Here is a 26,038-nt window from a genome sequence, read left to right on the forward strand (position 1 = left end):
CGCTATTCCTGAGTCGTCGGCACGCACATTACGTGCGTTCTACAGAAGTGGGATGTGTTTTGCCAACCGCCGTCCCGCCTTTGAGGCAGCCGGACAGCGGGCGCAAAAAAGGCGCGGCGCGCGCTTGATGCGCGCCGCGCCCTGATTGTCTGACCGGGACCCGAAGGTCCCAGGGGTCAAGCCTTAGGCCTGGCCGGTCATCGAAGCGACTTCGGCGGCGAAGTCGTCTTGCTTCTTTTCCACGCCTTCGCCCAGGGCGAGACGGGTGAAGCCCTTGATGGTGATCGGCGCGCCGAGGGTCTTGCCGGTCTCGGCGACCAGCTGCTCGACGGTCTGGTCCGGGTTCATGACGAAGGCTTGCTTCAGCAGCACGACTTCTTCCAGGAACTTGCGGATACGGCCTTCGATCATCTTTTCGACGACAGCCGCCGGCTTGCCCGACTCTAGAGCCTGCTCGGTGAACACGGCCTTTTCACGCTCGATGGCGGCCGGGTCCAGATCGTCCGGCGACAGCGACAGCGGAGCGGTCGCGGCGACGTGCATGGCGATCTTGCGGCCCAGCTCGCGCAGGGCGGCCTTGTCGCCGGTCGACTCGACGGCCACCAGAACGCCGATGCGGCCGAGGTCCGGCGCGGTGGCGTTGTGGATGTACGAGGCGACGACGCCGTTCTCGACCGTGTGCTTGGCGGCGCGACGGACCATCATGTTCTCGCCGATCGTGGCGATCAGGTTCGTCAGGTGGTCCTGGACGCTCTCGCCGCCGGCCAGCTTCGCGGCGGTAATGGCGTCGACCGAACCGTCGGTGGCCAGGGCGGCGCCGGCGATCTGACGAGCAGCGCCTTGGAACAGATCGTTACGCGACACGAAGTCGGTTTCGGCGTTCACTTCGACAGCCGTGGCGGTTTCACCAGCGCCTTGCTCGGCGGTGGCGACGGCCACCAGGCCTTCAGCGGCGGCGCGATCGGCCTTCTTGGCGGCCTTCGAGAGGCCCTTGGCGCGCAGCCAGTCGATGGACGCTTCGATGTCGCCGTTGTTTTCCGATAGCGCCTTCTTGCAGTCCATCATGCCGACGCCGGACTTTTCGCGCAGTTCTTTGACCAGCGCAGCCGTGATCTCAGCCATGGAAAATCTCCATATTCAAACGGTTAGCGACCGGGCTTGTCGCCCGCCTAATCCATAAAGAGTAGCGACCGGGCTATTAGCCCGGTCGCATGTCAGGGTCGCGACGGTCTCGCGCCCCGGCCGAGCCGAGACGGAGACGCGTGGGAAATCAGCCTTCGGCCGATTCCGAAGCCGTTTCAGCGGCTTCCGGGGCGGCCTCGACGGCGGCTTCCGGAGCGGCTTCAACAGCAGGGGCAGCTTCGACAACGGCTTCCGGTTCCGGAGCCAGAGCACGGGCCAGGGCCGGCTCGGTCGGGTTCACGGCGGCGCCCAGGTCGACGCCCGAACCGGCTTGGCCAGCGGCCAGACCGTCGAGAACGGCGTCAGCGATCAGGTCGCAGTACAGCTGCAGGGCGCGGGCGGCGTCGTCGTTACCCGGGATCGGGTAGGTGATGCCGTCCGGATCGCAGTTGGTGTCGAGGATGGCGACGACCGGGATGTTCAGCTTGCGGGCTTCCAGGATCGCGATCGCTTCCTTGTTGGTGTCGATCACGAACATGATGTCGGGGATGCCGCCCATGTCCTTGATGCCGCCCAGCGACAGTTCCAGCTTGTCGCGCTCGCGCGTCAGCTGCAGCAGTTCCTTCTTGGAACGGCCCTGCGCTTCGCCGGCCAGGACGCCTTCCAGCTCGCGCAGACGAGCGATCGAGCCCGAAACGGTGCGCCAGTTGGTCAGGGTGCCGCCGAGCCAGCGGTGGTTCACATAGTACTGGGCGCAGCGCTTGGCGGCCGTGGCGACCGGGTCGCTGGCCTGGCGCTTGGTGCCGACGAACAGCACGCGGCCGCCGGCGGCGGCGACTTCACGGACCTTCACCAGGGCTTGGTGCAGCAGCGGGATCGACTGCGACAGGTCGATGATGTGGATGTTCGAGCGCGAACCGAAGATGTAGCGGTCCATCTTCGGGTTCCAGCGGTGCGTCTGGTGACCGAAGTGGGCGCCGGCTTCCAGGAGCTGACGCATGGAGAATTCGGGAAGAGCCATCGGGCCTTTATCCTTTTTCCGGTTGAACCTCCGCGGACACCCCCGTTCCAGACCATTCTGGAAGCGGGACCGGAACGGCGACGCCGGGATGTCTCCCCGGTGCAACCGAACGTCCACGTGTGGAATGGCCGCGCAGATAGTCGCTTGGCGGCGAAAAAGCAAGCCCTGACCGTCCTGGGACGGATTTGCGCACGCGCAAGCCGCGCCAGAAGCCCCATCCGGCGCGAAAACGCCCCCGCATCGCCGCACCGACGCCGAAATCCCGCCATTCCTCCACAGGAGATTCGGACGGGCTTCGCCGTACCTACACATAGGCGTGGCCCAATACCCTCGCCTTCGCTTCGAGGCGGCTGGAGGATCATGGCCATGCTCGCTGTGTTCGACCTGGACGGGACCTTGCTGGATGGCGACTCCACGGCGCTCTGGCTGTTGGAGCGCGTGCGCCGCTCCCCCTTGCGCGCCCTCGCCGCCCTGGCCGCGGCGCCATTCGCCGTACCGATGGTGATCCTGCCCCGAACGCGCCGCGCCGGCGCCTCCATCCTGTTGTGGATCGCCACGGTCGGCCTCCGCGAACAGGATCTACGGGACTCGTACGCCGTGTTTGGCGAGCGCTTCCAGCGGGAGAGTAGCGCCCTGGCCTGGCGCGCGGGCGGCATGGCGGCCCTGGTCGAGCATCTCCAGGCCGGCGATCGCGTCGTTGTCGTGACCGCCGCCCCCACCCTGCTGGCTCAAGCTCTGATCGGTCCGCTGGGCCACCCGATCGAGGTGCTCGGCACCTCACTCAAGCCGCGCGCCGGCGGGTGGGTGGCCGACATCCATTGCCGCAACCAGCGCAAGTGCCAGGCGCTGGCCGAGGCCGGTCATGGCGCGCGTTGGGCCTACGCCTATACCGACAGCCTGGACGACCTGCCCCTGCTGCGTGGCGCCGAGCGCCCCGTGATCGTCAAGGGCGGCAAGAAGGCCGAGCGTCGGCTGTTCCGCGCGGGACTGCCGCAGGCGCGGGCTGCGGTTTGGTGAGTTCCATCGACAACGTCGGCCAATCGGCATCGGCCCCCTCCTGAAGGTCAGTCAGGGCCGTTCAACGGATAGCGCTTGCTGATCCGATCGACTGTCGCGCCGTCCTTCAGGGGCACAGCTTCGCGGACCGCGTGATCCGCGAAGCCCATGCGGCTGTAGAAGGCCAGGCCACCCGTATTGTCCGCGCGGATCGTGGCGTTGATGGCGACAAGGCCCTGCCGGCGCGCCTCGGCGCGCGTGGCGACGAACAAGGCCGAACCGACACCGCGCTGGATGCCGTCCACGCGGGCGAAAGTGCCGATATCGCCGACGTCGGCGGGAAGGTTGGGATAGCGGCCCAGGGTCTGGAAGCCCTCAAGGCGGCCCGAAGTCCGGTCGATCGCGACGAAGCAGCAGATGACATCCGGTCCGGTGAGATAGGCCTCGGCCAGGCCTTCGGGCGTGAAAGGCTCTTCAAGCGCTGTCGTGCCGCCCCGACCGATGACCTGGTTTAGCAGTTCGGCGAGTTCCGTGGCGTCTCCCGGGCGGACGGGCCTGACTTCCAGTTCCATCGACTTTCCTATCTACGCCGCGAAGCCCAGTGATGACGGTCGAGCGTTCGGGCGCCTCGGGCCCCAATCCGCCAAGCGTCTAGATGGAGACCGAAGCCCTGCCTTTCCAGGCAAGCCTGGCGCGCCATTTCGTCGACATCAGAACGACCTGCCGTCCACCTGCTGCGGCTGCAGCGCGAAGATGTCGACGTCGTCCAGGCACCGCACATTGATCGCCACCATCGCCTGACCATTCGGCGCCACGCCGCGCCCGAACGACTGGATGCCGCAGGTCGAGCAGAAGAAGTGCGAGATCTTGTGGGTGTTGAACTGGTACTCGGTCAGGTCGCCCTCGCCGCTCTTCAGGTCGAAGGCGTCGGCGCCGGTGAAGGCCAGGATCGAACCCAGCTTGCCGCAACGCGAGCAATTGCAGGTGATCAACTTGTCCAGTTCGACATCAGCTGCAAACCGCACCTTAACGCACTGGCAGCCGCCTTCGTGTTGAGCCATCAGTGACCTCCCTGTTCCAGCCGGACGGCCTCTAGGGCGCGATCTCGGCGCATGTTTATCCGAGCCAGGCCGACTGCTGGCTTCCACGCGATCTCAAACGCACGGCGGCGCCGGGAGGCTTCCGCCTCGGGGCCGAAACCGCTTCGGTCTCGCCCCGTCGTGGTCTGTGCGGACCCAGTGGAATAGGAAAATATTCCTACACATCCTCCAGCAGCGCGACGCCTGGCGCGGTCTTCAACGCGCCTCGCAAGGCGGCGTCGAGGGTGTAGCGACCTGGCAGGCGCAGCTCGATCTCGCGGCCTCCGCCGATCGCGGCGACGAAGGTCACTTCGCCGCCCTTCTGTCCCTGGGCGGGTTCGAGGCGGCGCCGGAGCGCTTCGATCTCGGTCGCCGATGGCGACAGGTGCACGCGCAGGCCGGCCACAACGTTTTCGATGGCCTTCTCGATCGGCTCGGCGTCATCGCCGAAGAAGCGGACCTCACCATCGCGCGCCTTGGCGCGGACCTTGATGACCACGGCCTTGCCGGGTTCAAGCACGTCACGGCACTTGCGCAAGCTCTCCGGCGGGAACAGCACCTCGTACTCGCCGGTCGGATCCGACAGCGAAACGAAGGCGAACTTCTCTCCGCTCTGCGAGGCGCGTTCCTGGCGGCGACGGACGACGCCGCACATGCGCAGGGCCTCCATGCCGGCCTCGGCCTGGGCCATGGCTTCGGTCAGCATGGCGGTACGGCGCCGGCGCAGCATGCCGACCACGTCCTCCAGCGGGTGACCGGTCAGGTAGAAGCCGACGGCCGAGAGTTCCTCGTCCAGCAGATCGACCTGGTTCCAGTTCTCGGTCTTGGCCAGGCGCGGACGGCCCGCCCCCGGGTCCGAACCGAACAGACCGCCCTGCCCGCCCTGCCGGTCGGCATGGCAGCTCTGGGCATGGGCGATCAGCACATCGGCCGAGGCCACGATCTGGGCGCGGTTCTTGTGAATCTGGTCGAAGGCCCCGGCCCGGGCCAGGTTTTCGATGGCGCGCTTGTTGACCTGCTTGGGATCGATCCGCTCGACGAAGTCGAAGATGTCGCGGAACGGCCCGCCCTCTTCGCGGATGGCGACCAGGTGCTTCATGGCCTCCAGGCCGACGTTGCGGATGGCGCCGAGGGCGTACAGCACCTCGCCGTTCTCCACCTCGAAGTCCGCGCCCGACATGTTGACGTCCGGCGCTCGCACCGTGACGTCGAACTTGCGGGCGTCCTGGTGGAAGACGGCCAGCTTGTCGGTGTTTGACAGATCCAGGCTCATCGAGGCGGCGAAGAACTCAACCGGCGTGTTCGCCTTCAGCCAGGCGGTTTGGTACGAGATGAAGGCGTAGGCAGCGGCGTGCGACTTGTTGAAACCGTAGCCCGCGAACTTGGCCACCAGTTCGAAGATCGAGCCCGACTGCTCCTCGGGGACGTTCTTTTCCTTGGCGCCGGAAACGAAACGGATCTTCTGAAGATCCATCTCCTCCTTCTTCTTCTTACCCATGGCGCGACGCAGAAGGTCGGCCTCACCCAGGCTGTAACCCGCCAGGATCTGGGCGATCTGCATCACCTGCTCCTGGTAGACGATGACGCCGTAGGTCTCCTTCAGCACCGCCTCCAGCGAGGGGTGCAGGGTGTCGACGGGCTTTCGGCCGAACTTACAGTCGACGAAGGTGTCGATGTTATCCATCGGGCCCGGGCGATAGAGCGAGATCAGCGCGGTGATTTCCTCGATCGACCCGCAGCGCATCTTGCGCAGGGTGTCGCGCATGCCCTGGCTTTCGAGCTGGAACACCCCGACCGTCTGACCCGAGGCGAGCAGTTCGTAGCTCTTGGTGTCGTCGAACGACAGGCGGCCGAGATCGACCTCCATGCCGCGTTTCTTCAGGTGTTTCACGGCGCGATCAAGCACCGTCAGGGTCTTGAGGCCCAGGAAGTCGAACTTCACCAGGCCGGCGCTCTCGACCCATTTCATGTTGAACTGGGTGGCCGGCAGGTCCGAGCGCGGATCCTTGTAGAGCGGAGTCAGTTGGGTCAGGGGCCGGTCGCCGATCACCACGCCGGCGGCGTGGGTCGAGGCGTTGCGGAACAGGCCTTCCAGCTGCAGGGCCACGTCCAGACAGGCCGAGACGTTGGCGTCTTCCTTCTTGGCCTGCTTGAGGCGTGGCTCAAGGTCGATGGCCTGGGCCAAGGTCACCGGCGCGGCCGGGTTGTTGGGCACCATCTTGCAGAGACGGTCGACCAGGCCCAGCGGAAGCTGCATCACCCGGCCGACGTCGCGCAGCACGGCCCGCGCCTGCAGCGAACCGAAGGTGATGATCTGGGCCACGCGGTCGCGGCCGTACTTCTCCTGCACGTAGGAGATCACCTCTTCGCGTCGCTCCTGGCAGAAGTCGACGTCGAAGTCGGGCATCGAGACCCGCTCGGGATTGAGGAAGCGCTCGAACAGCAGGCCAAAGCGCAGCGGGTCGAGGTCGGTGATGGTCAGCACCCAGGCGACCAGCGAACCCGCGCCCGAACCCCGCCCCGGGCCGACCGGAATACCGTGCGCCTTACCCCATTTGATGAAGTCCGACACGATCAGGAAGTAGCCCGGGAACCCCATCTTCTTGATGATGTCGAGCTCGAAATCGAGCCGCTTCCAGTACTCCTCCTCGGGCGCGGCCAACTCCAGGCCCTCAAGGCGCATCTTCAGGCCTTCGCGGGCCTGGTGCGTCAGTTCTTCACCTTCGTTCCGGCCATCACCGGTCGGGAAGCTGGGCAGGATGGGGTCGCGCTTGTGCACCATGAAGGCGCAACGACGAGCGATATCGAGGGTGTTCTCGCAGGCTTCCGGCAGGTCCGAGAACAGCTTGCGCATGTCGGCCGGCGGTTTGAGCCAGTGCTCGGGCGTGACACGACGGCGCTCGTCCTGGCCGACGAACGAGCCGTCGGAAATGCAGAGCAGCGCGTCGTGTGCGTCGTAGAAGCTTTCCTTGGCGAAGTAGACGTCGTTGGTGGCGACCAGCGGGACGTCGTTTTCATAGGCCCAATTGACGAGACCCGGTTCGGCCGCCGCCTGCTTCGGCAAGCCATGACGCTGCAGCTCGACATAGAAGCGGTCGCCGAAGACCCGCTGCATCTCGGCCAGGGCCGCCGTGGCTTCAGCGGTCTTGCCCGCCGCGAACAGGGCGTCGACGGGCCCGTCGGTGCCGCCCGAGAGCAGGATCAGGCCTTCGCTGTATTCGATCACCTTGGCCCAAGGCACGATCGGCTCGGGCAGTTCGGCGCTGTCGAGATAGGCGATCGATGAGAGTTCGGAGAGGTTGAGATAGCCCAGCTCGTTCTGGGCCAGCAGCATGATCGTCGGCGCCCGCGCCCAACGCTCGGTCGGTCCGCCGCCGATGCCCGTGATGGGAATGGCGCAGCCGATGATCGGCTGGACCCCCGCATCCTTGGCGTAGGACGAGTATTCAAGAGCGCCGAACAGGTTGGCGCGGTCGGCGATACCCGCCGCCGGCATGCCCGCGGCAGCGACCAGCTTGCCGATCTGGTCCGCCTTGATGGCGCCTTCCAGCAGCGAATAGGCCGAGCGGACCCGCAGATGGACGAAACCCTGTCCTTCTCCGTCCACCATGACCGACCTCCGCTACACGACAGCCGTATACACGACTCAGGCCACCAGCTGGGCGACCGTGCACATCATCCAGACGAAGCTGGCGACCGACACAAGGGCCAAAGACTCACGCGCGATACGGATCATCGGAACCTCCACAGATTTCTTGTTTTGTTCCATATTCCGGTTTTGTTCTGTTCACAAGATGTTCCGCGACGTTCCACCGCATTTTCTTCGCCCGAGTCAGTGGCTGGGCGGCCTACCGCGCCGAAAATCGATATGGCCAAGCCAGACGGATCGGTTCAGATCGAGCCCATGCGCCTGATCATCGACACCGACACGGCCGGCGACGACGTTTTCTCGCTGATGCTGGCCCTTACCCGCCCCGACGTGACCGTCGAGGCCATCACGATCGCCCACGGCAATGTCGGCTTCGTGCAGCATGCCGAGAACGCGCTAGTGACCCTGGAGATGTGCGACCGGACCGGCGTGCCGGTCTATCTGGGCGCCCAGGCCCCCTTTACGCGCGCGCGCCTGGATGCGGCCTATGTGTTCGGCCGCGACGGCATGAGCGACAGCGGCTTCGCCAGAACCCCTCAACGCCCCGCGGAGGGCCATGCGGTCGACGAGTTGGTCCGGCGGATCATGGATGCGCCCGGCGAGATCACCCTGATCGCCCAGGCGCCGCTGACCAACATCGCTCTCGCTTATCTACGCGAGCCGCGCATCGCAAAAGCGCTCAAGCACCTGTGGGTCATGGGCGGTACGGATAACGGCGTGGGCAATGTCACGCCGGCGGCCGAATACAACTTCTATGTCGATCCGGAGGCGGCCAAGATCGTCGTCAACGCTGGCTTCAATCTGTCGATCGCCACCTGGACCCTGACGCTGCGGGACGGCCTCTGGAACACAGCGCAGTTGGCGGAACTGGAAGCGCTGGAAACTCAGAAGGCCCGGTTCTTCACCGACGTGAACCGCGCTTCCCTCGCCTTCGCCCGCGAGACGGAAGGGTTGGACGGCAGCCTGCACCCCGACGCCCTCACCTGCGCCATCGCCCTGGACGAGAGCCTGATCCTGGAAGCTGAGAACTGCGTCGTCGATGTCGAGACGATGGGCGAATTGACTCGCGGCTATCTGAGCGTCTCGCACACGATCCTGCCCGACATTGAGATCGCCGACCCCGCCTTGAAACGGCGAGCGCCGAACGCTCGTGTAGTCAAGAAAATCAACCAGGCGGGCTTTTTTGCCGCAATGAAGCGCGCACTTCTTTAACCTTATCGCAGCGGACTGGGCGCAGACTGGGCGTCATGGGGAAAGCCGCCTTCGTTGTTCTGGGCCTTGGCCTGAGCATGGCGAGCGCCGGTGCGGCGCGCGCGCAGGTGGACCTGTTTTCCCGCGACACCCTCTCCGGCCTGGTCGACGTAAGGCTCGTGGCCGCCGACGGCGAGAAATCCTGGATCGACGGCCGGGTCGGCAAGGCGCGCTTCGGCGACGGCCACCAGGGCCTGCGCCTGGGTGAAGCCGCGCTCGTCTGGAACCCGCGCTTTTCCGAAACCCTGTCGGCCGTGATCGTCGGCGAAAGCCAGGATGGCCAGCGACACCTAGTCGATCTCGGCGAAGGCTATCTGGCCTACCGTTCGCGTCCCGGTTCCTCGCTGCGCCTTTCGGCCCGGGCCGGTGTGTTCTATCCGCCGATCTCGCTGGAGCATGACGGCCTGGACTGGTCGGTGCCCGACACCATCACGCCCTCGGCGATCAACACCTGGGTAGCCGAGGAGACCAAGGTCATCGGCGTCGAGGCCACGATCCGCCGGACGCTGGCCGGCCAGACCTTCAGCTTCACGGCGGGCGGCTTCAGGAATGGCGACACCTCGGGCACGGAGCTGACCTTCCGAGGCTGGGCGCTGCACGACATCAAGTCACCCGTGTTCGGCCACTTCCCCTTGCCGCCGCTGGCGGGGCGCATGGCCTCCCGCCAAGGACCGTCGACGACGCCCCTGGCGGAGATCGATGGCCGGATCGGCTATTACGGGCGCATCGAATGGCGCCCCTCGTCGCGCCTGGCCTTCGATCTCTTCCGCTACGATAACGAGGGCGACCGGATCAGCGTCGACACAAACCGCGAATGGTCGTGGGAGACGCGCTTCTGGAACCTGGGCATGCGGTTGGACCTCGACGCCGTCGCCGTGAAGGCCCAGGTTATGACCGGCGAGACACTGATGGGCTATTCGAACGCCAACGGCATCTGGGCCGATGTGGGCTTCGAAGCGGCCTATGTCTCGGCCAGCAGGGCGCTTGGGCCAGGCTCGGCCACGGTGCGTTACGACCACTTCTCGACGACCGATCGCACCAACAAGGCCACGGACAACAACGCCGAGCACGGCTGGTCGGCAATGGCCGCCTATCGCTGGGACGTGAAGCCGAACGCCCAGATCGTGTTCGAGGCGCTGTACATCGACAGCTTCCGCCGCGACCGCGCGCGGCTGGGCCTGGCGCCCGCTCAGGACCAGACGGTCCTGCAGACGGCCTTCCGCCATCAGTTCTAGAACTTCAAATTTTTAGAGGTTTTGGGCTTCCAGGTGGCCGTCCTTGAGGGCCACGACGCGGTCCATGTAGCGGGCAAGCTCCATGTTGTGCGTGGCGATCACGGCCGCGACCCCCTGTTCCCGACAGACCTGATATAGCGCCTGGAACACCGCCGCCGACGTCGCAGGGTCGAGATTGCCTGTCGGCTCATCGGCCAGCAGCAACTTCGGATGGTTGGCCAGGGCGCGGGCGATGGCCACGCGCTGCTGCTCGCCGCCCGACATCTGGGCCGGCTGGTGATTCAGCCGATGGCCCAGGCCAAGGCCTTCGAGCAGTTCCTTGGCCCGCGCCTCGGCGTCCTTGCGGCTCTTACCGGCGATCGTCAGCGGCATGGCCACGTTCTCGAGCGCGGTGAACTCGGGCAGCAGGTGGTGGAACTGGTAGACGAAGCCCACCGTGGCGAGACGGATCCGCGTGCGGGCACGCTCCGAAAGCTTGGAGCAGTCGCGGTTCTCCAGCGCGACCAGGCCGGCATCGGGATGCTCCAGCAGGCCGGCCGAGTGCAGCAGTGAGGACTTGCCCGAGCCCGAGGGGCCGATCAGGCCGACGACCTCGCCCGGATAGACGTCGATATCGACGCCGCGCAGCACGGGCAGCGGGCCGGCTTCGGTCTTGTAGACGCGCTCGACCCCACGCAGGGCCAGGACAGGACTACTCATAGCGAAGCGCCTCCACCGGATCGAGGCGCGAGGCGCGCAGGGCCGGCGGCAGGGTCGCCAGCACGCTCATCAGGGCCGAAACCGCCACGATGCCGCCGACCTCGTTCCAGTCGATCTTCGCCGGGATGTGCGAGAGCATGTAGACGTCGGCGCTGAACACGGCGGTGCCCGTCACCCACTCCACGAAGTTCTGGATCGGCGTGATGTAGGCGCAGAACACCACGCCCAGGGCCAGGCCACACACGGTGCCGGCCACGCCGATCGTGGCGCCGGCCATGACGAAGATGCGCAACACCGCCCCCTGGCTGGCGCCCATGGTGCGCAGGATGGCGATGTCCTTGCCCTTGTTCTTCACCAGCATGACCAGGCTGGAGATGATGTTCAGGGTGGCGATCGCCACGATGCAGAACAGGATCAGCCGCATCACCTTCCGTTCGACCTGGAGGGCGGTGAAGTAGCTGTGGTTCTTGTCTTGCCAATCGCTGACCAGCGCGCCGGGGCCGGAGGCGACCTCGACGTCGTGCTTGTATTCCTTGGCCTTGTCGGGATCGTCGACCTTGATCTCGACATAGTCGACCGTGGTGTCGCGGCCGAAGAACAGTTGGGCCTGCTCCAGGGGCATGTAGACGAAGGCCTCGTCGAACTGGCTCATGCCGACGCTGAACAGGCCACCGACGATGTAGTTCTTCTCGCGGGTCGAGGTCCCGAACGCCGTGGCCGGGCCGGAGGGCGAGATCAGGGTGATCGGGTCGCCGACCTGCACGCCCAGGGTCTGGGCCATGCGGTCGCCGATCAGGACGATGTCACCGCCGTATTCGCCGACGCCGAAACCCTCCAGCGAGCCCTTCTTGATGTTGCTCGCGATCAGCGACATGTGGCGCAGGTCGCTGGTCGTGACCCCGCGCACGATAGCGCCGGTCACCTGGGTCGGGCCGATGACCATGGCCTGGGCCTCGACCATCGGCGCGGCCTGGATGACGCCCGGTGCGGCCTTGATCCGGCGCAGGATGGTATCCCGGTCAGGGCCATTTATGAGCGGCGACTGGGCGTAGAGGTGGCCGTTGAAGCCGACGATCCGGCCCAGCAGCTCGGCCCTGAAGCCGTTCATGACGCTCATCACGGTGATGAGGGCGAAGACCGCCAGCATCACCGCGCAGAACGAGATCAGGGCGATGAGCGCCACGCCGCCGTTCTTGCGCTTGGCGAACAGATACCGGCGAGCGACAGAGCGCTCCCAGCGACTGAAGGGACCGGCGGCGCGGGCGTCTGGCATCAGGCGGTCTTACCCTTGGTCAGGCCTTCGAGCACCGACTCCAGCGAGGCCGTGTGGCGCTCGCCGGTCTTGCGGTTCTTGATCTCGACCACGCCCTCGGCGATGCCCTTGGGACCGACGATCAGCTGCCAGGGCAGGCCGATCAGGTCCATGGTGGCGAACTTGGCGCCGCCGCGGGCGTCGGTGTCGTCGTAGAGCACGTCCTTGCCGGCGGCCTTGAGCGCGGCATAGGCCGTCTCGCAGGCCGCGTCGCAGGCCGCGTCACCCTGGCGCATGTTGACGATGCCGACGTCGAACGGCGCGACGCTTTCCGGCCAGATGATGCCGCCCTCGTCGTGGCTGGCTTCGATGATCGCGCCCAGCAGACGCGAGACGCCGACGCCGTAGCTGCCCATCTGGGCCGGGACTTGCTGGCCGTCCGGTCCCTGGACCGTGGCCTTCATCGGCTCGGAATACTTCGTGCCGAACGAGAAGATGTGGCCGACCTCGATGCCGCGCGCCGACAGGCGGTCGCCTTCCGGCAGTGCGTTGAAGGCGGCTTCGTCGTGCATCTCCTCGGTCGCGGCGTAGAGCGCGGTGCGCTGGTTCACCAGCGGCTGCAGGTCGCCGTTGATCCAGTCCAGGTCCGGACCGGGCGCGGGCATCTCGACGAGGTCCTTGTGGCAGAAGACGGCGCTTTCGCCCGTCTCGGCCAGGACGATGAACTCGTGGCTGAGGTCGCCGCCGATCGGACCGGTGTCGGCGCGCATCGGTACGGCCTTCAGGCCCATCCGCGCGAACAGGTTCAGATAGGCCACGAACATGCGGTTGTACGACTTGCGCGCACCGTCAGCGTCGAGGTCGAAGCTGTAGGCGTCCTTCATCAGGAACTCGCGACCGCGCATCACGCCGAAACGCGGACGGCGCTCGTCCCGGAACTTCCACTGGATGTTGTAGAGGTTCTTGGGCAAGTCCTTGTAGCTCTTGACCGAGGCGCGGAAGATGTCGGTGACGACCTCTTCGGCCGTCGGGCCGAACAGCAGCTCGCGCTTGTGACGGTCGGTGATGCGCAGCATCTCGTCGCCGTAGTCGTCATAGCGACCGCTTTCGCGCCACAGCTCGGCCAGCTGGATGGTCGGCATCAGCAGCTCGATGGCGCCGGCGCGATCCATTTCCTCGCGGACGATCTGCTCGATCTTGTTCAGCACGCGCAGGCCCAGCGGCAGCCAGGCATAGATGCCCGCCGCTTCCTGGCGGATCATGCCGGCGCGAAGCATCAGTTGATGCGAAACGATCTGGGCGTCGGACGGTGCTTCCTTCAGCACTGGCAGGAAATAGCGCGACGAGCGCATGCGCGTGGAAACTCCGGGGAATTCGAGAAGGGCCCGAGATAGCCTTTCACCCGACAGCTTGGCAACGCGCGAGGCTAAAGTAAGGCTCCACCGTGGAAAAAAGAGAGGCCGCGCGGATCGCCGCGCGGCCTTTCAGTTCATCGTCGGGGAAGACGCCACAGACGAGACCGGCAAGGCCGATCTCCTGAAGTCACCTTACGCCCCGAACATGTGTTGGGGCACGCCATCACATGGGAAGCGCTAACAATGGGGCGGTTCGCCCAAGGCTTGGGCGTTTGAGGGCAGATCGCTCACCCCGCGCCCAAGGCTTGTGCATCCGCCCGCATCAGCCGCCCATCGGACGGTCCGGCAACGTGATCAGGTGAAAGTGCACGACCAGGAAGAACAGCACGAACACGACGGCCGAGACCCAGGTCGTGGTGATGAACTTGCGCTTCAGGTTCGGATTGATCGGCGCGCCCGGATCCACGCCCGGCGGCGGCTTGACGCCCGCCTCGTAGAAACTGCGCGAGCCCAGCGGCAGGACGGCGAACAGCACCGTCCACCAGATGGTTAGGTAGATCGCGAACCAGGTGATCGGGCTCATGTCAGTGAGCGTCCTTAGGCGTTTCCATGAGCTCGACCAGCAGGCCGCCCATGTCCTTGGGGTGAACGAAGATGATCAGCGTACCGTGGGCGCCGATGCGGGGCTCGCCCAGCACGGTCGCGCCCTTGGCCACGAGGTCATCGCGGGCTTCGTAGATGTTCTCGACCTCGAAGCAGATGTGGTGCTGGCCGCCCTTGGGGTTCTTGGCCAGGAAGCCGTGGATCGGCGAGTTCTCGCCATAGGGCTCGATCAGCTCGATCTGGCTGTTGGGCAGGTTGACGAAGCAGACCCAGACGCCCTGCTCCGGCATCGCCCACTTGTCGGTAACCGAGGTGGCGCCGAGCAGGTCCCGGTACATCTTCACCGAGTCGTCGATGGACGGCGTGGCGACGCCGACGTGGTTGAGCTTGCCGATCATCCTTGAACTCCCGCTGCATTTTTCTGGTTGTTGGCTCATGGCCTAGCACCAGTGCTGCAATGCGGAAAGATAGGGCGACCACGGCGTTTTCGCGGCCGCCCTAGCTGTTTAGATGCGCAGGACCGTCGTCTCGACGACCGGCTTGCGTTCCCAGATCCGGAACGCGGCCTTCTTCACGGCGCGGGAGATGGCGCTCTCGATCGCTTCGTCGAGCTCTCGGGTGTCGCCTTGGAGCTTCTTGTAGGCGCCCTCGGCTTCCTCGGCGAGATCGTCCAGCGCGTCGTCGAGGCTGTACTCCTCGTCGCCTGTCAGGCCGATGCCGCGAACCTGCGGGCCAGAGACGATCTTGTTGCGGCCGTCCAGGACGATCGACACGGCCAGCATGCCATTGAATGCCGCATGGCGGCGCTCACGCAGGGCGTCGCCGTTCTCGGGTGTGACCACGCCGCCGTCGACATAGAGACGGCCAGCCGGCACTTCGTCGATGATCTCAGGCATGCCCGGCGCCAGACGCACCATGTCGCCGTTGCGCGGCGAAATGGCGTGCGGGACCTGCAGGTCCTTGGCGAAGGCGGCGTGCTCGATCAGGTGACGGCGCTCGCCGTGGGTCGGCACGGCGATTTGCGGGCGAACCCAGGCGTACATCTGGCGCAGCTCGTCGCGGCACGGGTGGCCCGAGACGTGGATGCCAGGCGTGTCGCGCTCGGTGTGCAAGCGCACGCCGCGATCGGCCAGCTTGTTCTGCAGGTTGCGGATCGGGATCTCGTTGCCCGGGATGACCCGCGAGCTGAAGATCACATGATCGCCCTGCCCCAGCTTCACATGCGGATGGCTGCCGTCGGCGATGCGCGACAGAGCCGCACGGGCCTCGCCCTGGCTGCCGGTGCAGAGGAACAGGACCTCGTTCTCCGGCAGGTGCTTGGCCTGGTCGTCGTTGATGAAGGGCTCCAGGCCCTCCAGCAACCCGACCGACCGCGCTGCGGCGGCCATGCGGTGCATCGAACGGCCGGCCAGGCTGACCTTGCGGCCGCAGGCCTGTGCCGCGCGGATCACGGTGTCCATGCGCGCCACGTTCGAGGCGAAGCAAGCCACGGCGATCTTGCCCGTCAAGCTCTTGATCAGGTTGCCCAGCGCCTCGCGGACGCCAGCTTCCGATCCCGCCTCGCCTTCCACGAAGACATTGGTGCTGTCGCAGACCATGGCCAGCACGCCCTCGTCGCCTAGGCGGCGGATGGCGGCTTCGTCGGTCGGGGCGCCCAGCTGGGGCTCGGGATCGATCTTCCAGTCGCCGGTATGCAGGATCGTGCCCAGCGGCGTCTTGATCGCCAGGCCGTTCGGCTCGGGGATCGAGTGCGTGAGGGTGATCAGCTCCAGCTCAAACGGACCCAGCTCGAACGTGCCACCCAGCGGCACCTCGGTGATCTGGACCTCGCCTAGCAGGTCGGCGTCGCGCAGCTTTTCACGCAGCAGGAAGGCGGTGAACGGCGTGGCGAACACCGGCGCCTTCAGGCGCGGCCATAGCCAGTGCACCGCGCCCAGGTGGTCTTCGTGCGCGTGGGTCAGGACGATGCCGAGGATGTCGTCGGCATAGGGCTCGATATAAGTCGGGTCCGGCAGGATGATCTCGACGCCGGGCGTCGTCTGGTCGCCAAAGGTCACGCCGAGGTCGACCACGATCCACTTGCGATCGTGCGCCGGGCCGAAGCCGTACAGGTTGAAGTTCATGCCGATCTCGTTCGACCCGCCTAGCGGCAGGAAGACGAGCTCGTCGTTCTTGGATTTTTTCATCAGGTCTCGGAAATGGTGTTTCGACGATAAATTTCGAGGAGACCCCGTATCGTCAGGTCGGAGTCGAAGTGGTCGATGCTCTCGGTGGCGCCCTCAAACAGCGAGGCGACGCCGCCGGTGGCGATGACGGTCATGGGCTCGCCGCGCTCGGCCTTGATGCGCGAGACGAGACCTTCGATCAGGGAGATATACCCCCAAAAGACGCCGGACTGCATGGCGGACACGGTGTCGGTGCCCACGATCCTGTTACCGGAGGGGCGCTGGATGGCGATCCGAGGCAACTTGGCCGCCGCTTCGTGCAGGGCCTGCATCGAAAGATTGATGCCCGGGGCAATGATCCCGCCCTCGAAGGCGCCGTCGGCCCCCACGATGTCGAACGTCGTGGCCGTGCCGCTGTCGATGACGATCAACGGCCCCTTGTAGACCATGCCCGCCCCGATGGCGTTGACCAGACGGTCGGCGCCGGCTTCGGACGGCTTCTCGATGCGAACGGCGATGCCGAGATTGGCGTTCTCGCCGATCACCAGCGGCTCGACGTTGAAGTAACGCCGGGAAAGGTTGCGCAGGTTGAAGATCGACTGCGGCACGACGCTGGAGATGATCACCGCGTCGATGGCCCGGAAGCCCAGGCCTTGCATGGACAGGAGCTGCGAGAGCCAGACCACGTACTCGTCGGCGGTGCGGGTGCTCTCGGTCGCCGAGCGCCATTGGGCCACCCACGACGCGCCGTCGTGGATGGCGAACATGGTGTTGGTGTTGCCCTGTTCAATGGCCAGCAGCATCAGGCGGCTCCAAAGAAAACGTCGCCGGCGGTGATCCGGCGGACCCGTCCGTCGTCGAGACGCAGGCGCAAGGCCCCGTCCCCATCCAGGCCCTCGGCGATCCCCTCGACGGTCTCGGCTCCCAGGCGGGCGGTGCACGGCTCGCCCAGGCCATGGGCGCGGGCGGTCCAGGCGTCGGCGATGGCGGGGAAGCCCAGCATATCCCAGGCTCGACGCCAGCGCTCGAACGCGCCGGCCAGGGCCTCGATAGCCTCGGTCGGGTGCGGCGGCGGGCTTTCGCGATAGGTGGCGATGGAGGTCGCCGGGCGCTCGGCGTCGATCGGCTTGCGCCGGAGGTTCACGCCGACGCCCACGGCGATCCAGAGACCGCCCAGCGGCGAGGCGCCGGATTCGACGAGGATGCCGCTGACCTTCAGTCCGCCCAGCATCGGATCGTTGGGCCATTTCAGGCTGATCAGGGACGACGGCACGTATTCGGCCAGCATGTCGGCCACGGCCAGGGCGGCGACGAACGAGACCTGGGCGGCCTCGGCCGGCGGCTTGTCGGTGCGGAAAAGGTAGGTGGCGGCGAGGTTGCCCTCGCCGGTTTCCCAGGCGCGACCGCGACGGCCACGGCCGGCGGTCTGGCGCAGGCCGACCAGCCACAACGGGCCGGCCTCGCCCGCCTCCGCCCGGCGACGGGCTTCGGCGTTGGTGGAGTCGATCTCGTCGAGGACGACGACGGGCGGGACGCCCGTCACGTCACGCGTGACCAAAGGCGGCGGCGGCGGCCTTGGCGGCCGGATCCAGCCAGACCAGGGCCACAAGCACGATCGGGAACGAGAACAGAGCGGCCGCTAAGGCGACGGCGCGAGCCGACGGCGACGGGGCGTCGACCGAACCGGTCGAGGCGTCGAACCACATCGCCTTGATCAGGCGCAGGTAGTAGAACGCCGCGACGACCGAGCCGACCAGACCCAGCACGGCGGCCCACTGCAGGACCACGTCGCCGGTGCCGATAGCGGCCTTGAAGACGTAGAACTTCGACCAGAAGCCCGAGAACGGCGGCAGGCCCAGGGCCGACAGCGAGAACGCCGTCATGGCCAGGGCGACGCCCGGACGCTCCTTCACGAGACCGGCCATGTCCTGGATCGTCTCCATCGGCTTGCCGTCGCGGTTCAGCGCCTGCAGGCAGGCGAAGAAGCCGGTCACGTCGACCATGTAGAGCGTCATGAAGACCAGCATCGACTGCAGGCCGACCTCGCCACCAGCCGCGACGCCCAGCAGGGCGTAGCCGACATTGGCGATCGAGGAATAGGCCCACAGGCGCTTCAGGTTGGTCTGGGCCAGGCCCGCGAAGGCGCCGACGAAGACCGACAGCAGGGCCGCGATCACCAGAACCTGGCGCCATTGATCGACCGAGCCCGGGAAGGCGTCGCCCAGCACGCGCGCGAACATCATCATGGCGGCCAGCTTCGGCGCGGCGGCGAAGAAGCCGACGACCGGGGTCGGGGCGCCTTCATAGACGTCCGGGGTCCACATGTGGAACGGCGCGGCCGAAACCTTGAACGCCAGGCCGCAGATCAGGAACACCAGGCCGAACAGCAGGCCCACGCCGTGCGAACCGCCATGCGAGGCGGCCAGGGCGATCTGGCTGAAGTGGGTCGAGCCGGTGAAGCCGTAGATCAGCGAGCTGCCGTACAGCAGCAGGCCCGACGACAGCGCGCCCAACACGAAGTACTTCAGGCCCGCTTCCGACGACTTGGCGTCGTCGCGGCGCATGGCGGCCAGGACGTACAGGGCCAGCGACTGCAGCTCGACGCCGACATAGAGGCTGATCAGGTCGCCGGCCGAGGCGGTGACGCCCATGCCGAGCGCGGCCAGAACAACCAGGACGGCGAATTCGATCTTCTGGTCGCCGCGCTGGGCCAGCCAGCGGTCGCCCAGCACCACGGCGATGGCGCTCGATAGATAGATGGCCACCTTGGCGTAGGTCGCCGCGGCGTCGGCCGTGTAGACGCCGCCGAAGGCGTGGCCATGCGGACCCAGCACCGCCGTGGCGGCGGCCGCGACCAGCGAGGCGACGGCGGCCAGGGTGAAGATGGCCCCGACCTTGCCCCGGAAGGCGCCGGCGACCAGCAGAACCAGCGCCGCGATCGCCAGGACGATCTCAGGCAGGACGAGCGAGAAGTTGGCGGAAAAGGTCATAGGCTCCTCACCCGCCCACGGCGGCGCGCCAGGCGCCGACGAGCGCGTCGACGGACGTCGCGGTCAGGTTGAACACGAGATTGGGATAAACGCCGAGCACCAGGGTCATCACGATCAGCGGGGCGAAGATCAGGATCTCGCGCTTGTCCAGATCGGTGATCTCGGCCAGCTGCGGGTTGGTGATCTCGCCGAACATCACGCGGCGGTACAGGGTCAGGGCGTACATGGCCGACAGGATCACGCCGGTGGCCGACACGATCGCCGTCCAGGTCGAGGCCTTGTAGACGCCGGTCATCGTCAGGATTTCACCGACGAAGCCCGAGGTGCCCGGCAGGCCGACATTGCCCATGGTGAACAGCAGGAAGGTCGCGGCGTACCACGGCATCCGGTTGGTCAGGCCGCCGTAGAAGGCGATCTCGCGGGTGTGCATGCGGTCGTAGACGACGCCGACGCAAAGGAAGAGCGCGCCGGAGATCACCCCGTGGCTCAGCATCTGGAACAGAGCGCCCTGCTCGCCCGCTGCGTTGCCCGAGAAGATACCCATGGTCACGAAGCCCATGTGGGCGACCGACGAATAGGCGATCAGCTTCTTGATGTCGGTCTGACGGAAGGCGACCAGCGAGGTGTAGACGATGGCGATGGCCGACATCGCGAACACCAGGGGCTGGAACAGCTCCGAGGCGTTCGGGAACATCGGCAGGCTGAAGCGCATGAAGCCGTAACCGCCCATCTTCAGCAGGATGCCCGCCAGGATGACCGAACCGGCCGTCGGGGCCTCGACGTGGGCGTCGGGCAGCCAGGTGTGCACCGGCCACATCGGCATCTTCACCGCGAACGAGGCGAAGAAGGCCAGCCACAGCCAGGTCTGGAGCCACGGCGCGAACTTGAAGGTCATCAGCGCCGGGATCGACGAGGTGCCGGCGATGCCGATCATCGCCAGGATGGCGGCCAGCATCAGCACCGAGCCGAGCAGCGTGTAGAGGAAGAACTTGTAGGCCGCATAGACCCGGCGCTTGCCGCCCCAGATGCCGATGATCAGGAACATCGGAACCAGGCCGCCCTCGAAGAAGAGGTAGAACAGGATCAGGTCCAGCGCGCAGAACACGCCGATCACCAGGGTTTCCAGGACCAGGAAGGCGATCAGGTACTCGACGACGCGCTTCTCGACCGACTTCCAGCTGGCCACGATACAGATCGGCAGCAGGAAGGCGGTCAGCAGAACGAACAGCACCGAAATGCCGTCGATGCCCATGCGGTAGTGCAGGCCCGCGAACCAGGCGACGTCTTCCACGAACTGGAAGCCGGGGTTCTTCGGATCGAACTGGACGGTCAGGACGATGGACAGGCCGAACGTGACCAGGGTGGTCACGAGCGCGATCCACTTGGCCAGGGTGTCGGTCTTGTCCCCCGCGCCGTGCAGGGCGCGCGCGGCGAGGATCACCGCGACGCCGACCAGGGGCGCGAAAGTCGTTAGGCTGAGAAGGCCGCTCATGAGCTCCGTCCCCCTCAACGGAATGCGTACAGGGCGAAGGTCAGCAGGCCGGCGACGCCGAGCAGCATGACAAACGCGTAGTGGTAGAGATAACCGGTCTGGAGCTTTCCCGTGCGCTTGCCGACCTCATACGAGACCGCGCTGACGCCATCGGGACCCAGGCCGTCGATGATCTTCTGGTCGCCGCCCTTCCAGAACAGGTCGCCCAGGAACTTGGCCAGACGCACGAAGGTGGCGTCGTACAGCTCGTCGAAGAACCACTTGTTGTAGAAGAAGACGTAGGCCGGACCCCGGCGCTCGGCCAGCTTCAGGCCCAGACGCTCGTTGCCCTTCAGCAGGTAGACGTAGGCGGCGATGATCAGGCCGATGATCGAGGCGATCAGCGGGCTCCACTTCACCCACTCGGCCACTTCGTGCGCCTGGTGGAGCACGTGGTTGGTCGGGGCGTTGTAGATCGCGCCGCGCCAGAACTCTTCCTGGTGGTGACCCACGAAGTAGTCGACGAACACGAAGCCGGCCGCGACGGCGCCCAGCGACAGCACGATCAGCGGGAACAGCATCACCCACGGGCTTTCGTGCGGCTTGTGGTCGTGACCATGGCCATGATCGTCATGTGCGTGGTCGTCGTGGCCATGCGCATCGTGAGCATGGTCGTCATGACCGTGAGCAGCATGCGCGTCACCGTGAGCGTGGTGGTCGTCATGACCCCAGCGTGCCGTGCCGTTGAAGGTGAAGAACGCCAGGCGCCACGAGTAGAACGAAGTCAGGCCGGCCACCAGCACGCCGATCACCCAGGCGAACATGGCGATGCCGTTGTGGCCGCCAGCCGCGAAGGCCGCTTCGATGATGGTGTCCTTCGAGTAGAAGCCGGCGAAGCCCAGGTGCAGCGGCGGGAAGCCGAGGCCCGTGATGGCGATCGTGCCGATCGTCATGGCGATGAAGGTCACCGGCAGCAGCTTGGCCAGCGCGCCGTAGCGACGCATGTCCTGCTCGTGGTGCATGCCGTGGATCACCGAACCGGCGCCCAGGAACAGCAGGGCCTTGAAGAAGGCGTGCGTGAACAGGTGGAACATGGCCGCCTGGTAGGCGCCGACGCCGGCCGCGAAGAACATGTAGCCCAGCTGCGAACAGGTCGAGTAGGCGATCACGCGCTTGATGTCGTTCTGGGTCAGGCCGACCGTGGCGGCGAAGAGGGCCGTCACCGCGCCGATCACCGTGACGATGTTCTTGGCCACGGGGGCGTATTCGAACATCGGCGACAGCAGGCACAGCATGTAGACGCCGGCGGTGACCATGGTGGCCGCGTGGATCAGGGCCGACACGGGGGTCGGGCCTTCCATGGCGTCCGGCAGCCAGGTGTGCAGGAAGAACTGCGCCGACTTGCCCATCGCGCCGATGAACAGCAGGAAGCAGGCGATATCCATCAACGGGAACGTATGGCCCGCGAACTCCCAGGTGCGACCGGCGTTGGCGGCGATCTGCGGGAAGAGTTCAGCGAACTGGATCGTGCCGAACGCCCAGTAGGTGGTCATGATGCCGAGGGCGAAACCGAAGTCGCCGACGCGGTTGACCACGAACGCCTTGATGGCCGCGGCGCTCGCCGTGGACTTCTTGAACCAGAAGCCGATCAGCAGATACGAGGCCAGGCCCACGCCTTCCCAGCCGAAGAACAGCTGCATGAAGTCGGCGGCGGTGACCAGCGACAGCATGGCGAAGGTGAACAGCGACAAGTACGCGAAGAAGCGCGGCTTGCTGTCGTCCTCGGCCATGTAGCCCCAGGAGTAGATGTGCACGAGGGCAGAGACCGTCGTGACCACGATCAGCATGGTCGCCGACAGGGCGTCGATGCGGATCGACCAGTTGGCCTGGAAGTCCCCGATGTGGATGAACGGCAGCAGGTTGACCGTGAAGGCCTCCATGTGCCCCCAGGTCCACTGGCTGAACGTGTACCAGGACAGGCCGCAGGCCAGGATCAGCGCGCCGGTGGTGACCGACTGCGAAGCCACGTTGCCGATGCGGCGGCCGAACAGGCCGGCGATGGCCGCGGCGATGATCGGCGCGAAAACGAGAATGGTGACAAGCGTCTGCATGACGTCGCTTAGCCCTTCATCATGCTGGCGTCGTCAACCGCGATGTCGCCGCGGTTTCGGAAGAAGGTGACCAGGATGGCCAGACCCACGGCCGCCTCGGCGGCGGCGACGGTCAGGACGAACATGGCGAAGATCTGCCCCGCCACGTCGTGCAGGAAGGCCGAGAACGCCACCAGGTTGATGTTCACCGCCAAGAGGATCAGCTCGATCGACATCAAGATGACGATGATGTTCTTGCGGTTCACGAAGATGCCGAAGACGCCGATCGTGAAGAGGATCGCGGCGACGACGAGATAGTGCGGCAGGCCGATCATTCGGAGATCCCCTCACCCGGCTTGATCTGAACCAGCTCCATGCCGGTCTTGGGCGTGCGGGCCACCTGCTTGCCGATGTCCTGGCGCTTGACGCCCGGCTTGTGGCGCAGGGTCAGGACGATGGCGCCGATCATGGCGACCAGCAGCACCAGGCCCGCCAGTTGGAAGAAGAAGACATAGTCGGTGTAGAGCACCCGGCCGATCGCTTCGGTGTTGGGCACGCCGCCCGGCGAGGCGTTCGGCAGCGGGTTCTTCGACGCCGCGCCGTTGGTGGCGACCGTGGCCGCGACGAACACCATCTCCAGCGTCAGGACGCCCCCGACCAGACCGCCGATCGGCAGGTACTGGGCGAAGCCCTGGCGCAGCTCGGCGAAGTCCACGTCCAGCATCATGACGACGAACAGGAACAGCACCGCGACCGCGCCCACGTAGACGACGATCAGCAGCATCGCCAGGAACTCCGCGCCCAGCAGGACGAAGAGGCCGGCGGCCGAGAAGAAGGCGGTGATCAGGAAGAGCACCGAGTGCACGGGATTTCGCGCCGACACGACGAGGAGACCCGCCGCGATGGTCGTGAAAGCCAGTAGATAGAAAGCGATCGCCTGCAAGGGCATTGGCCCAGGGCTCCCCTGAAATCTTACGTTCGATGACGACCCGCCCGAAGACGCATCGCCTGCTTCGGATTCGCGCCCGTCTTTAACGGTAGGGCGCGTCCAACTCCAGATTCTTCGCGATCAGGCGCTCCCAGCGGTCGCCGTTGTCGAGAAGACGTTCCTTGTCGTAGTAGAGCTCTTCGCGCGTCTCGGTCGCGAACTCGATGTTCGGACCTTCGACGATGGCGTCGACCGGGCAGGCCTCCTGGCACAGGCCGCAGTAGATGCACTTGACCATGTCGATGTCGTAGCGGGTCGTCCGCCGGCTGCCGTCCTCGCGCGGTTCGGCCTCGATGGTGATGGCTTGGGCCGGGCAGATGGCTTCGCAGAGCTTGCAGGCGATGCAGCGCTCTTCACCCGACGGATAGCGGCGCAGCGCGTGCTCGCCCCGGAAACGCGGCGACTGCGGGCCGCGCTCGTTCGGGTAGATCACCGTCTTCTTCGGCGCGAGCATGTACTTCATCGCCAGGCCGAAGGCCCCCGCGAAGTCCAGAAGGGCCGCGCCCTTGACCGCTTGAGTGATGCGCTGGAACACCAGAGCTCTCCTAACACTTTTCCTTGGGGAAGGGCTTTACAGACCTCCCCTGCTCTTTTTGCTGCCGCCGCATCTGTTGCTCGAGGACGCATTTCTTGGTCTTGGCGTCTTCCTTGCGGCGCGCCTCGACCTGCTCCTCCTGCGAACGCTGCGGCGGTCGCGAGATACCCCGTCCCCAGGTCGAGCAGCCGGCCAGCAGGCCGATCACCACGATCCCAAGGACAACCCGCCTCATTTCCCGGCTCGGGGAACGATGCAGGTGTAGTTCGACAGCTGAACGGGGTCGCCCCCGTCCTGCTTGAAACGGATCGTCCCGCCGTCGGCCTTGCACTTGTCGCCGGCGCGGCGGAGGTCGTCGTAGCCGACGATCCCCTCGCCCAGCGAGTAGGACCGATCCGGCGCCGAGACGGCCTGGCAGGCCGTAAGGGCGAGGCCGGAAAGGCCCAGCGCGATGACTGCGGCGCGACGCACTAGGCCGCCGGACCGAACACGCGCCAGGCGGCGACCGCGGCCACCAGCACCAGCGAGGTCGGCAGGAACACCTTCCAACCCAGGCGCATCAGCTGGTCGTAGCGGTAGCGAGGCACGATGGCCTTCGCCATGGCGAACATGAAGAACCAGAAGCAGATCTTGGCGTAGAAGACCAAGGCCAGCAGGAACTTGACCAGGAACGGCGGCCAGCCGGCGGTGAAATCGATCGGGAAGCCGGGGTTCCAGCCGCCGAAGAACAGCACGCTGATCATGGCGCACATCAGGACGATGTTCGAATACTCGGCGACCATGAACAACAGGTACGGGGTCGAGCTGTACTCGACCTGATAGCCGGCCACGAGTTCGGATTCGGCTTCCGGCAGGTCGAACGGCGGGCGGTTCGTTTCGGCCAGGGCCGAGATGTAGAACATGCCCATGGCCACGACCATGACCGGCAGGATGACGATGTTCTTGAGACCGCCACCGCCGAAGACGTTCCAGTTCCAGATCCAGCCCGACTGCTTCTCGACGATGGTCGAGAGGTTCATCGAGCCGGCCAGCAGGATCACCGTGATGATGATCAGGCCGATGGAGACTTCATAGGACACCATCTGCGCCGCCGAACGCAGCGCGCCCAGGAACGGGTACTTCGAGTTCGAAGCCCAGCCGCCCATGATGATGCCGTAGACGCCCAGCGAGCTCATGGCGAGCAGGTAGAGAATGCCGACGTTGAGGTTCGACACGACCCAGCCCGGCGCAAACGGCACCACGGCCCAGCCGACGAAGCCCAGGATCAGACTGATCAGCGGCGCCAGGATGAAGATCACCTTGTCGGCGCCGGCCGGGATCACGATCTCCTTCAGCACGAACTTGAAGAAGTCTGCGAAGGATTGCAGCAGACCGAAGGGACCAACGACGTTGGGACCCTTACGCATCTGGACGCCGGCCCAGATCTTACGGTCGGCCAGCAGCAGGAAGGCCAGGCTCAGCAGAACCCAGATCACGACCAGCAGGATGCCGCCGGTCGTCAGGCCAAACCAGAGAAGCGGAGAAGTCGAGCCCACGA

Annotated in this window: 26 protein-coding genes; 3 read left to right on the forward strand and 23 right to left on the reverse strand. The window is 65.9% G+C overall.

Features of this window, described 5'->3' with window-relative positions:
• Positions 1 to 183 precede the first annotated feature (183 nt).
• Complete coding sequence (gene tsf, locus AC07NN_RS09025) at positions 184 to 1,122, reverse strand: translation elongation factor Ts (RefSeq protein ID WP_492925824.1); 939 nt, start codon at positions 1,120 to 1,122, stop codon at positions 184 to 186.
• Between the two features lie 148 nt (positions 1,123 to 1,270).
• Entirely contained in the window at positions 1,271 to 2,143 is an 873-nt protein-coding gene (gene rpsB, locus AC07NN_RS09030; RefSeq protein WP_494639753.1) for a 30S ribosomal protein S2, read from the reverse strand.
• A gap of 366 nt (positions 2,144 to 2,509) precedes the next feature.
• Between rpsB and AC07NN_RS09035 the strand changes: the two genes are divergently transcribed.
• On the forward strand, positions 2,510 to 3,160 hold the full coding sequence (locus AC07NN_RS09035; RefSeq protein WP_494640056.1) for a haloacid dehalogenase-like hydrolase: 651 nt from the start codon (positions 2,510 to 2,512) through the stop codon (positions 3,158 to 3,160).
• Positions 3,161 to 3,207: 47 nt separating this feature from the next.
• On the opposite strand, the gene AC07NN_RS09040 is transcribed toward AC07NN_RS09035, so the two are convergent.
• From AC07NN_RS09040 to sidA, 4 genes are all read right to left on the reverse strand, one after another.
• Entirely contained in the window at positions 3,208 to 3,711 is a 504-nt protein-coding gene (locus AC07NN_RS09040; protein ID WP_494639755.1) for a GNAT family N-acetyltransferase, read from the reverse strand.
• 138 nt (positions 3,712 to 3,849) lie between these two features.
• Positions 3,850 to 4,200, reverse strand: coding sequence for a GFA family protein (locus AC07NN_RS09045; protein WP_494639757.1), 351 nt, complete (start codon positions 4,198 to 4,200; stop codon positions 3,850 to 3,852).
• A 196-nt stretch (positions 4,201 to 4,396) separates the two neighbouring features.
• A complete protein-coding gene (gene dnaE, locus AC07NN_RS09050) occupies positions 4,397 to 7,828 on the reverse strand; it encodes a DNA polymerase III subunit alpha (protein WP_494639759.1) in 3,432 nt (1,143 codons plus the stop codon).
• A gap of 36 nt (positions 7,829 to 7,864) precedes the next feature.
• Complete coding sequence (sidA, locus tag AC07NN_RS09055; RefSeq protein ID WP_156136740.1) at positions 7,865 to 7,954, reverse strand: cell division inhibitor SidA; 90 nt, start codon at positions 7,952 to 7,954, stop codon at positions 7,865 to 7,867.
• A gap of 168 nt (positions 7,955 to 8,122) precedes the next feature.
• On the opposite strand from sidA, the gene AC07NN_RS09060 reads away from it, so the two are divergent.
• Together AC07NN_RS09060 and AC07NN_RS09065 are read left to right on the forward strand one after the other, a co-directional pair.
• The gene (locus AC07NN_RS09060; protein ID WP_494640058.1) at positions 8,123 to 9,079 is read left to right on the forward strand and encodes a nucleoside hydrolase; all 957 of its coding nucleotides are present in this window, start codon (positions 8,123 to 8,125) and stop codon (positions 9,077 to 9,079) included.
• Positions 9,080 to 9,114: 35 nt separating this feature from the next.
• Positions 9,115 to 10,353 carry a hypothetical protein gene (locus AC07NN_RS09065; RefSeq protein ID WP_494639761.1) on the forward strand — a complete coding sequence of 413 codons (1,239 nt, stop codon included), beginning with the start codon at positions 9,115 to 9,117 and terminating at the stop codon, positions 10,351 to 10,353.
• A 12-nt stretch (positions 10,354 to 10,365) separates the two neighbouring features.
• On the opposite strand, the gene AC07NN_RS09070 is transcribed toward AC07NN_RS09065, so the two are convergent.
• The 17 genes from AC07NN_RS09070 to nuoH all read right to left on the reverse strand — a co-directional run bounded on the left by AC07NN_RS09070 (position 10,366) and on the right by nuoH (position 26,036).
• Positions 10,366 to 11,052, reverse strand: coding sequence for an ABC transporter ATP-binding protein (locus tag AC07NN_RS09070; protein ID WP_494639763.1), 687 nt, complete (start codon positions 11,050 to 11,052; stop codon positions 10,366 to 10,368).
• A complete protein-coding gene (locus AC07NN_RS09075; RefSeq protein WP_494639765.1) occupies positions 11,045 to 12,325 on the reverse strand; it encodes a lipoprotein-releasing ABC transporter permease subunit in 1,281 nt (426 codons plus the stop codon). The genes AC07NN_RS09070 and AC07NN_RS09075 overlap by 8 nt, the downstream gene beginning before the upstream one ends.
• Entirely contained in the window at positions 12,325 to 13,656 is a 1,332-nt protein-coding gene (gene proS / locus AC07NN_RS09080; RefSeq protein WP_494639767.1) for a proline--tRNA ligase, read from the reverse strand. The genes AC07NN_RS09075 and proS overlap by 1 nt, the downstream gene beginning before the upstream one ends.
• Positions 13,657 to 13,981: 325 nt before the next feature.
• Positions 13,982 to 14,242 carry a DUF1467 family protein gene (locus AC07NN_RS09085; protein WP_494639769.1) on the reverse strand — a complete coding sequence of 87 codons (261 nt, stop codon included), beginning with the start codon at positions 14,240 to 14,242 and terminating at the stop codon, positions 13,982 to 13,984.
• 1 nt (position 14,243) lies between these two features.
• Positions 14,244 to 14,660, reverse strand: coding sequence for a methylmalonyl-CoA epimerase (gene mce, locus AC07NN_RS09090; RefSeq protein ID WP_494639771.1), 417 nt, complete (start codon positions 14,658 to 14,660; stop codon positions 14,244 to 14,246).
• A gap of 108 nt (positions 14,661 to 14,768) precedes the next feature.
• Positions 14,769 to 16,448 carry a ribonuclease J gene (locus AC07NN_RS09095; protein WP_494639773.1) on the reverse strand — a complete coding sequence of 560 codons (1,680 nt, stop codon included), beginning with the start codon at positions 16,446 to 16,448 and terminating at the stop codon, positions 14,769 to 14,771.
• The gene (locus AC07NN_RS09100) at positions 16,448 to 17,233 is read right to left on the reverse strand and encodes a type III pantothenate kinase (RefSeq protein WP_494640060.1); all 786 of its coding nucleotides are present in this window, start codon (positions 17,231 to 17,233) and stop codon (positions 16,448 to 16,450) included. The genes AC07NN_RS09095 and AC07NN_RS09100 overlap by 1 nt, the downstream gene beginning before the upstream one ends.
• Positions 17,230 to 17,985, reverse strand: a complete 756-nt coding sequence (locus AC07NN_RS09105) for a biotin--[acetyl-CoA-carboxylase] ligase (RefSeq protein ID WP_494639775.1) — start codon at positions 17,983 to 17,985, stop codon at positions 17,230 to 17,232. Before AC07NN_RS09105 ends, AC07NN_RS09100 begins: the two co-directional genes overlap by 4 nt.
• Complete coding sequence (gene nuoN, locus AC07NN_RS09110; RefSeq protein ID WP_494639777.1) at positions 17,972 to 19,417, reverse strand: NADH-quinone oxidoreductase subunit NuoN; 1,446 nt, start codon at positions 19,415 to 19,417, stop codon at positions 17,972 to 17,974. Before nuoN ends, AC07NN_RS09105 begins: the two co-directional genes overlap by 14 nt.
• A 7-nt stretch (positions 19,418 to 19,424) precedes the next feature.
• Positions 19,425 to 20,927: an NADH-quinone oxidoreductase subunit M gene (locus AC07NN_RS09115; RefSeq protein WP_494639779.1), complete on the reverse strand. Its 1,503-nt coding sequence runs from the start codon at positions 20,925 to 20,927 to the stop codon at positions 19,425 to 19,427.
• Positions 20,924 to 22,999, reverse strand: a complete 2,076-nt coding sequence (nuoL, locus tag AC07NN_RS09120) for an NADH-quinone oxidoreductase subunit L (protein WP_494639781.1) — start codon at positions 22,997 to 22,999, stop codon at positions 20,924 to 20,926. Before nuoL ends, AC07NN_RS09115 begins: the two co-directional genes overlap by 4 nt.
• Before the next feature lie 8 nt (positions 23,000 to 23,007).
• Positions 23,008 to 23,313, reverse strand: coding sequence for an NADH-quinone oxidoreductase subunit NuoK (gene nuoK / locus AC07NN_RS09125; RefSeq protein ID WP_172271469.1), 306 nt, complete (start codon positions 23,311 to 23,313; stop codon positions 23,008 to 23,010).
• A complete protein-coding gene (locus AC07NN_RS09130) occupies positions 23,310 to 23,927 on the reverse strand; it encodes an NADH-quinone oxidoreductase subunit J (RefSeq protein ID WP_494639783.1) in 618 nt (205 codons plus the stop codon). Before AC07NN_RS09130 ends, nuoK begins: the two co-directional genes overlap by 4 nt.
• Before the next feature lie 82 nt (positions 23,928 to 24,009).
• Positions 24,010 to 24,501: an NADH-quinone oxidoreductase subunit NuoI gene (gene nuoI / locus AC07NN_RS09135; RefSeq protein ID WP_354072622.1), complete on the reverse strand. Its 492-nt coding sequence runs from the start codon at positions 24,499 to 24,501 to the stop codon at positions 24,010 to 24,012.
• A gap of 10 nt (positions 24,502 to 24,511) precedes the next feature.
• A complete protein-coding gene (locus AC07NN_RS09140) occupies positions 24,512 to 24,709 on the reverse strand; it encodes a hypothetical protein (protein ID WP_494639785.1) in 198 nt (65 codons plus the stop codon).
• A 23-nt stretch (positions 24,710 to 24,732) separates the two neighbouring features.
• A complete protein-coding gene (locus tag AC07NN_RS09145; RefSeq protein ID WP_494639787.1) occupies positions 24,733 to 24,972 on the reverse strand; it encodes a hypothetical protein in 240 nt (79 codons plus the stop codon).
• Positions 24,972 to 26,036 carry an NADH-quinone oxidoreductase subunit NuoH gene (gene nuoH, locus AC07NN_RS09150; protein ID WP_494639789.1) on the reverse strand — a complete coding sequence of 355 codons (1,065 nt, stop codon included), beginning with the start codon at positions 26,034 to 26,036 and terminating at the stop codon, positions 24,972 to 24,974. Before nuoH ends, AC07NN_RS09145 begins: the two co-directional genes overlap by 1 nt.
• Positions 26,037 to 26,038 lie beyond the last annotated feature (2 nt).

The organism is Caulobacter sp. GW821-FHT09H08 (assembly GCF_059415885.1).

What these genes read in the sequence shown, in the direction of transcription:
- tsf (WP_492925824.1), bottom strand. Translation starts at nt 1,122, where the DNA reads ATGGCTGAGATCACGGCTGCGCTGGTCAAAGAACTGCGCGAAAAGTCC.
- rpsB (WP_494639753.1), bottom strand. Translation starts at nt 2,143, where the DNA reads ATGGCTCTTCCCGAATTCTCCATGCGTCAGCTCCTGGAAGCCGGCGCC.
- AC07NN_RS09035 (WP_494640056.1), top strand. Translation starts at nt 2,510, where the DNA reads ATGCTCGCTGTGTTCGACCTGGACGGGACCTTGCTGGATGGCGACTCC.
- AC07NN_RS09040 (WP_494639755.1), bottom strand. Translation starts at nt 3,711, where the DNA reads ATGGAACTGGAAGTCAGGCCCGTCCGCCCGGGAGACGCCACGGAACTC.
- AC07NN_RS09045 (WP_494639757.1), bottom strand. Translation starts at nt 4,200, where the DNA reads ATGGCTCAACACGAAGGCGGCTGCCAGTGCGTTAAGGTGCGGTTTGCA.
- dnaE (WP_494639759.1), bottom strand. Translation starts at nt 7,828, where the DNA reads ATGGTGGACGGAGAAGGACAGGGTTTCGTCCATCTGCGGGTCCGCTCG.
- sidA (WP_156136740.1), bottom strand. Translation starts at nt 7,954, where the DNA reads ATGATCCGTATCGCGCGTGAGTCTTTGGCCCTTGTGTCGGTCGCCAGC.
- AC07NN_RS09060 (WP_494640058.1), top strand. Translation starts at nt 8,123, where the DNA reads ATGCGCCTGATCATCGACACCGACACGGCCGGCGACGACGTTTTCTCG.
- AC07NN_RS09065 (WP_494639761.1), top strand. Translation starts at nt 9,115, where the DNA reads ATGGGGAAAGCCGCCTTCGTTGTTCTGGGCCTTGGCCTGAGCATGGCG.
- AC07NN_RS09070 (WP_494639763.1), bottom strand. Translation starts at nt 11,052, where the DNA reads ATGAGTAGTCCTGTCCTGGCCCTGCGTGGGGTCGAGCGCGTCTACAAG.
- AC07NN_RS09075 (WP_494639765.1), bottom strand. Translation starts at nt 12,325, where the DNA reads ATGCCAGACGCCCGCGCCGCCGGTCCCTTCAGTCGCTGGGAGCGCTCT.
- proS (WP_494639767.1), bottom strand. Translation starts at nt 13,656, where the DNA reads ATGCGCTCGTCGCGCTATTTCCTGCCAGTGCTGAAGGAAGCACCGTCC.
- AC07NN_RS09085 (WP_494639769.1), bottom strand. Translation starts at nt 14,242, where the DNA reads ATGAGCCCGATCACCTGGTTCGCGATCTACCTAACCATCTGGTGGACG.
- mce (WP_494639771.1), bottom strand. Translation starts at nt 14,660, where the DNA reads ATGATCGGCAAGCTCAACCACGTCGGCGTCGCCACGCCGTCCATCGAC.
- AC07NN_RS09095 (WP_494639773.1), bottom strand. Translation starts at nt 16,448, where the DNA reads ATGAAAAAATCCAAGAACGACGAGCTCGTCTTCCTGCCGCTAGGCGGG.
- nuoN (WP_494639777.1), bottom strand. Translation starts at nt 19,417, where the DNA reads ATGACCTTTTCCGCCAACTTCTCGCTCGTCCTGCCTGAGATCGTCCTG.
- nuoL (WP_494639781.1), bottom strand. Translation starts at nt 22,999, where the DNA reads ATGCAGACGCTTGTCACCATTCTCGTTTTCGCGCCGATCATCGCCGCG.
- nuoK (WP_172271469.1), bottom strand. Translation starts at nt 23,313, where the DNA reads ATGATCGGCCTGCCGCACTATCTCGTCGTCGCCGCGATCCTCTTCACG.
- AC07NN_RS09130 (WP_494639783.1), bottom strand. Translation starts at nt 23,927, where the DNA reads ATGCCCTTGCAGGCGATCGCTTTCTATCTACTGGCTTTCACGACCATC.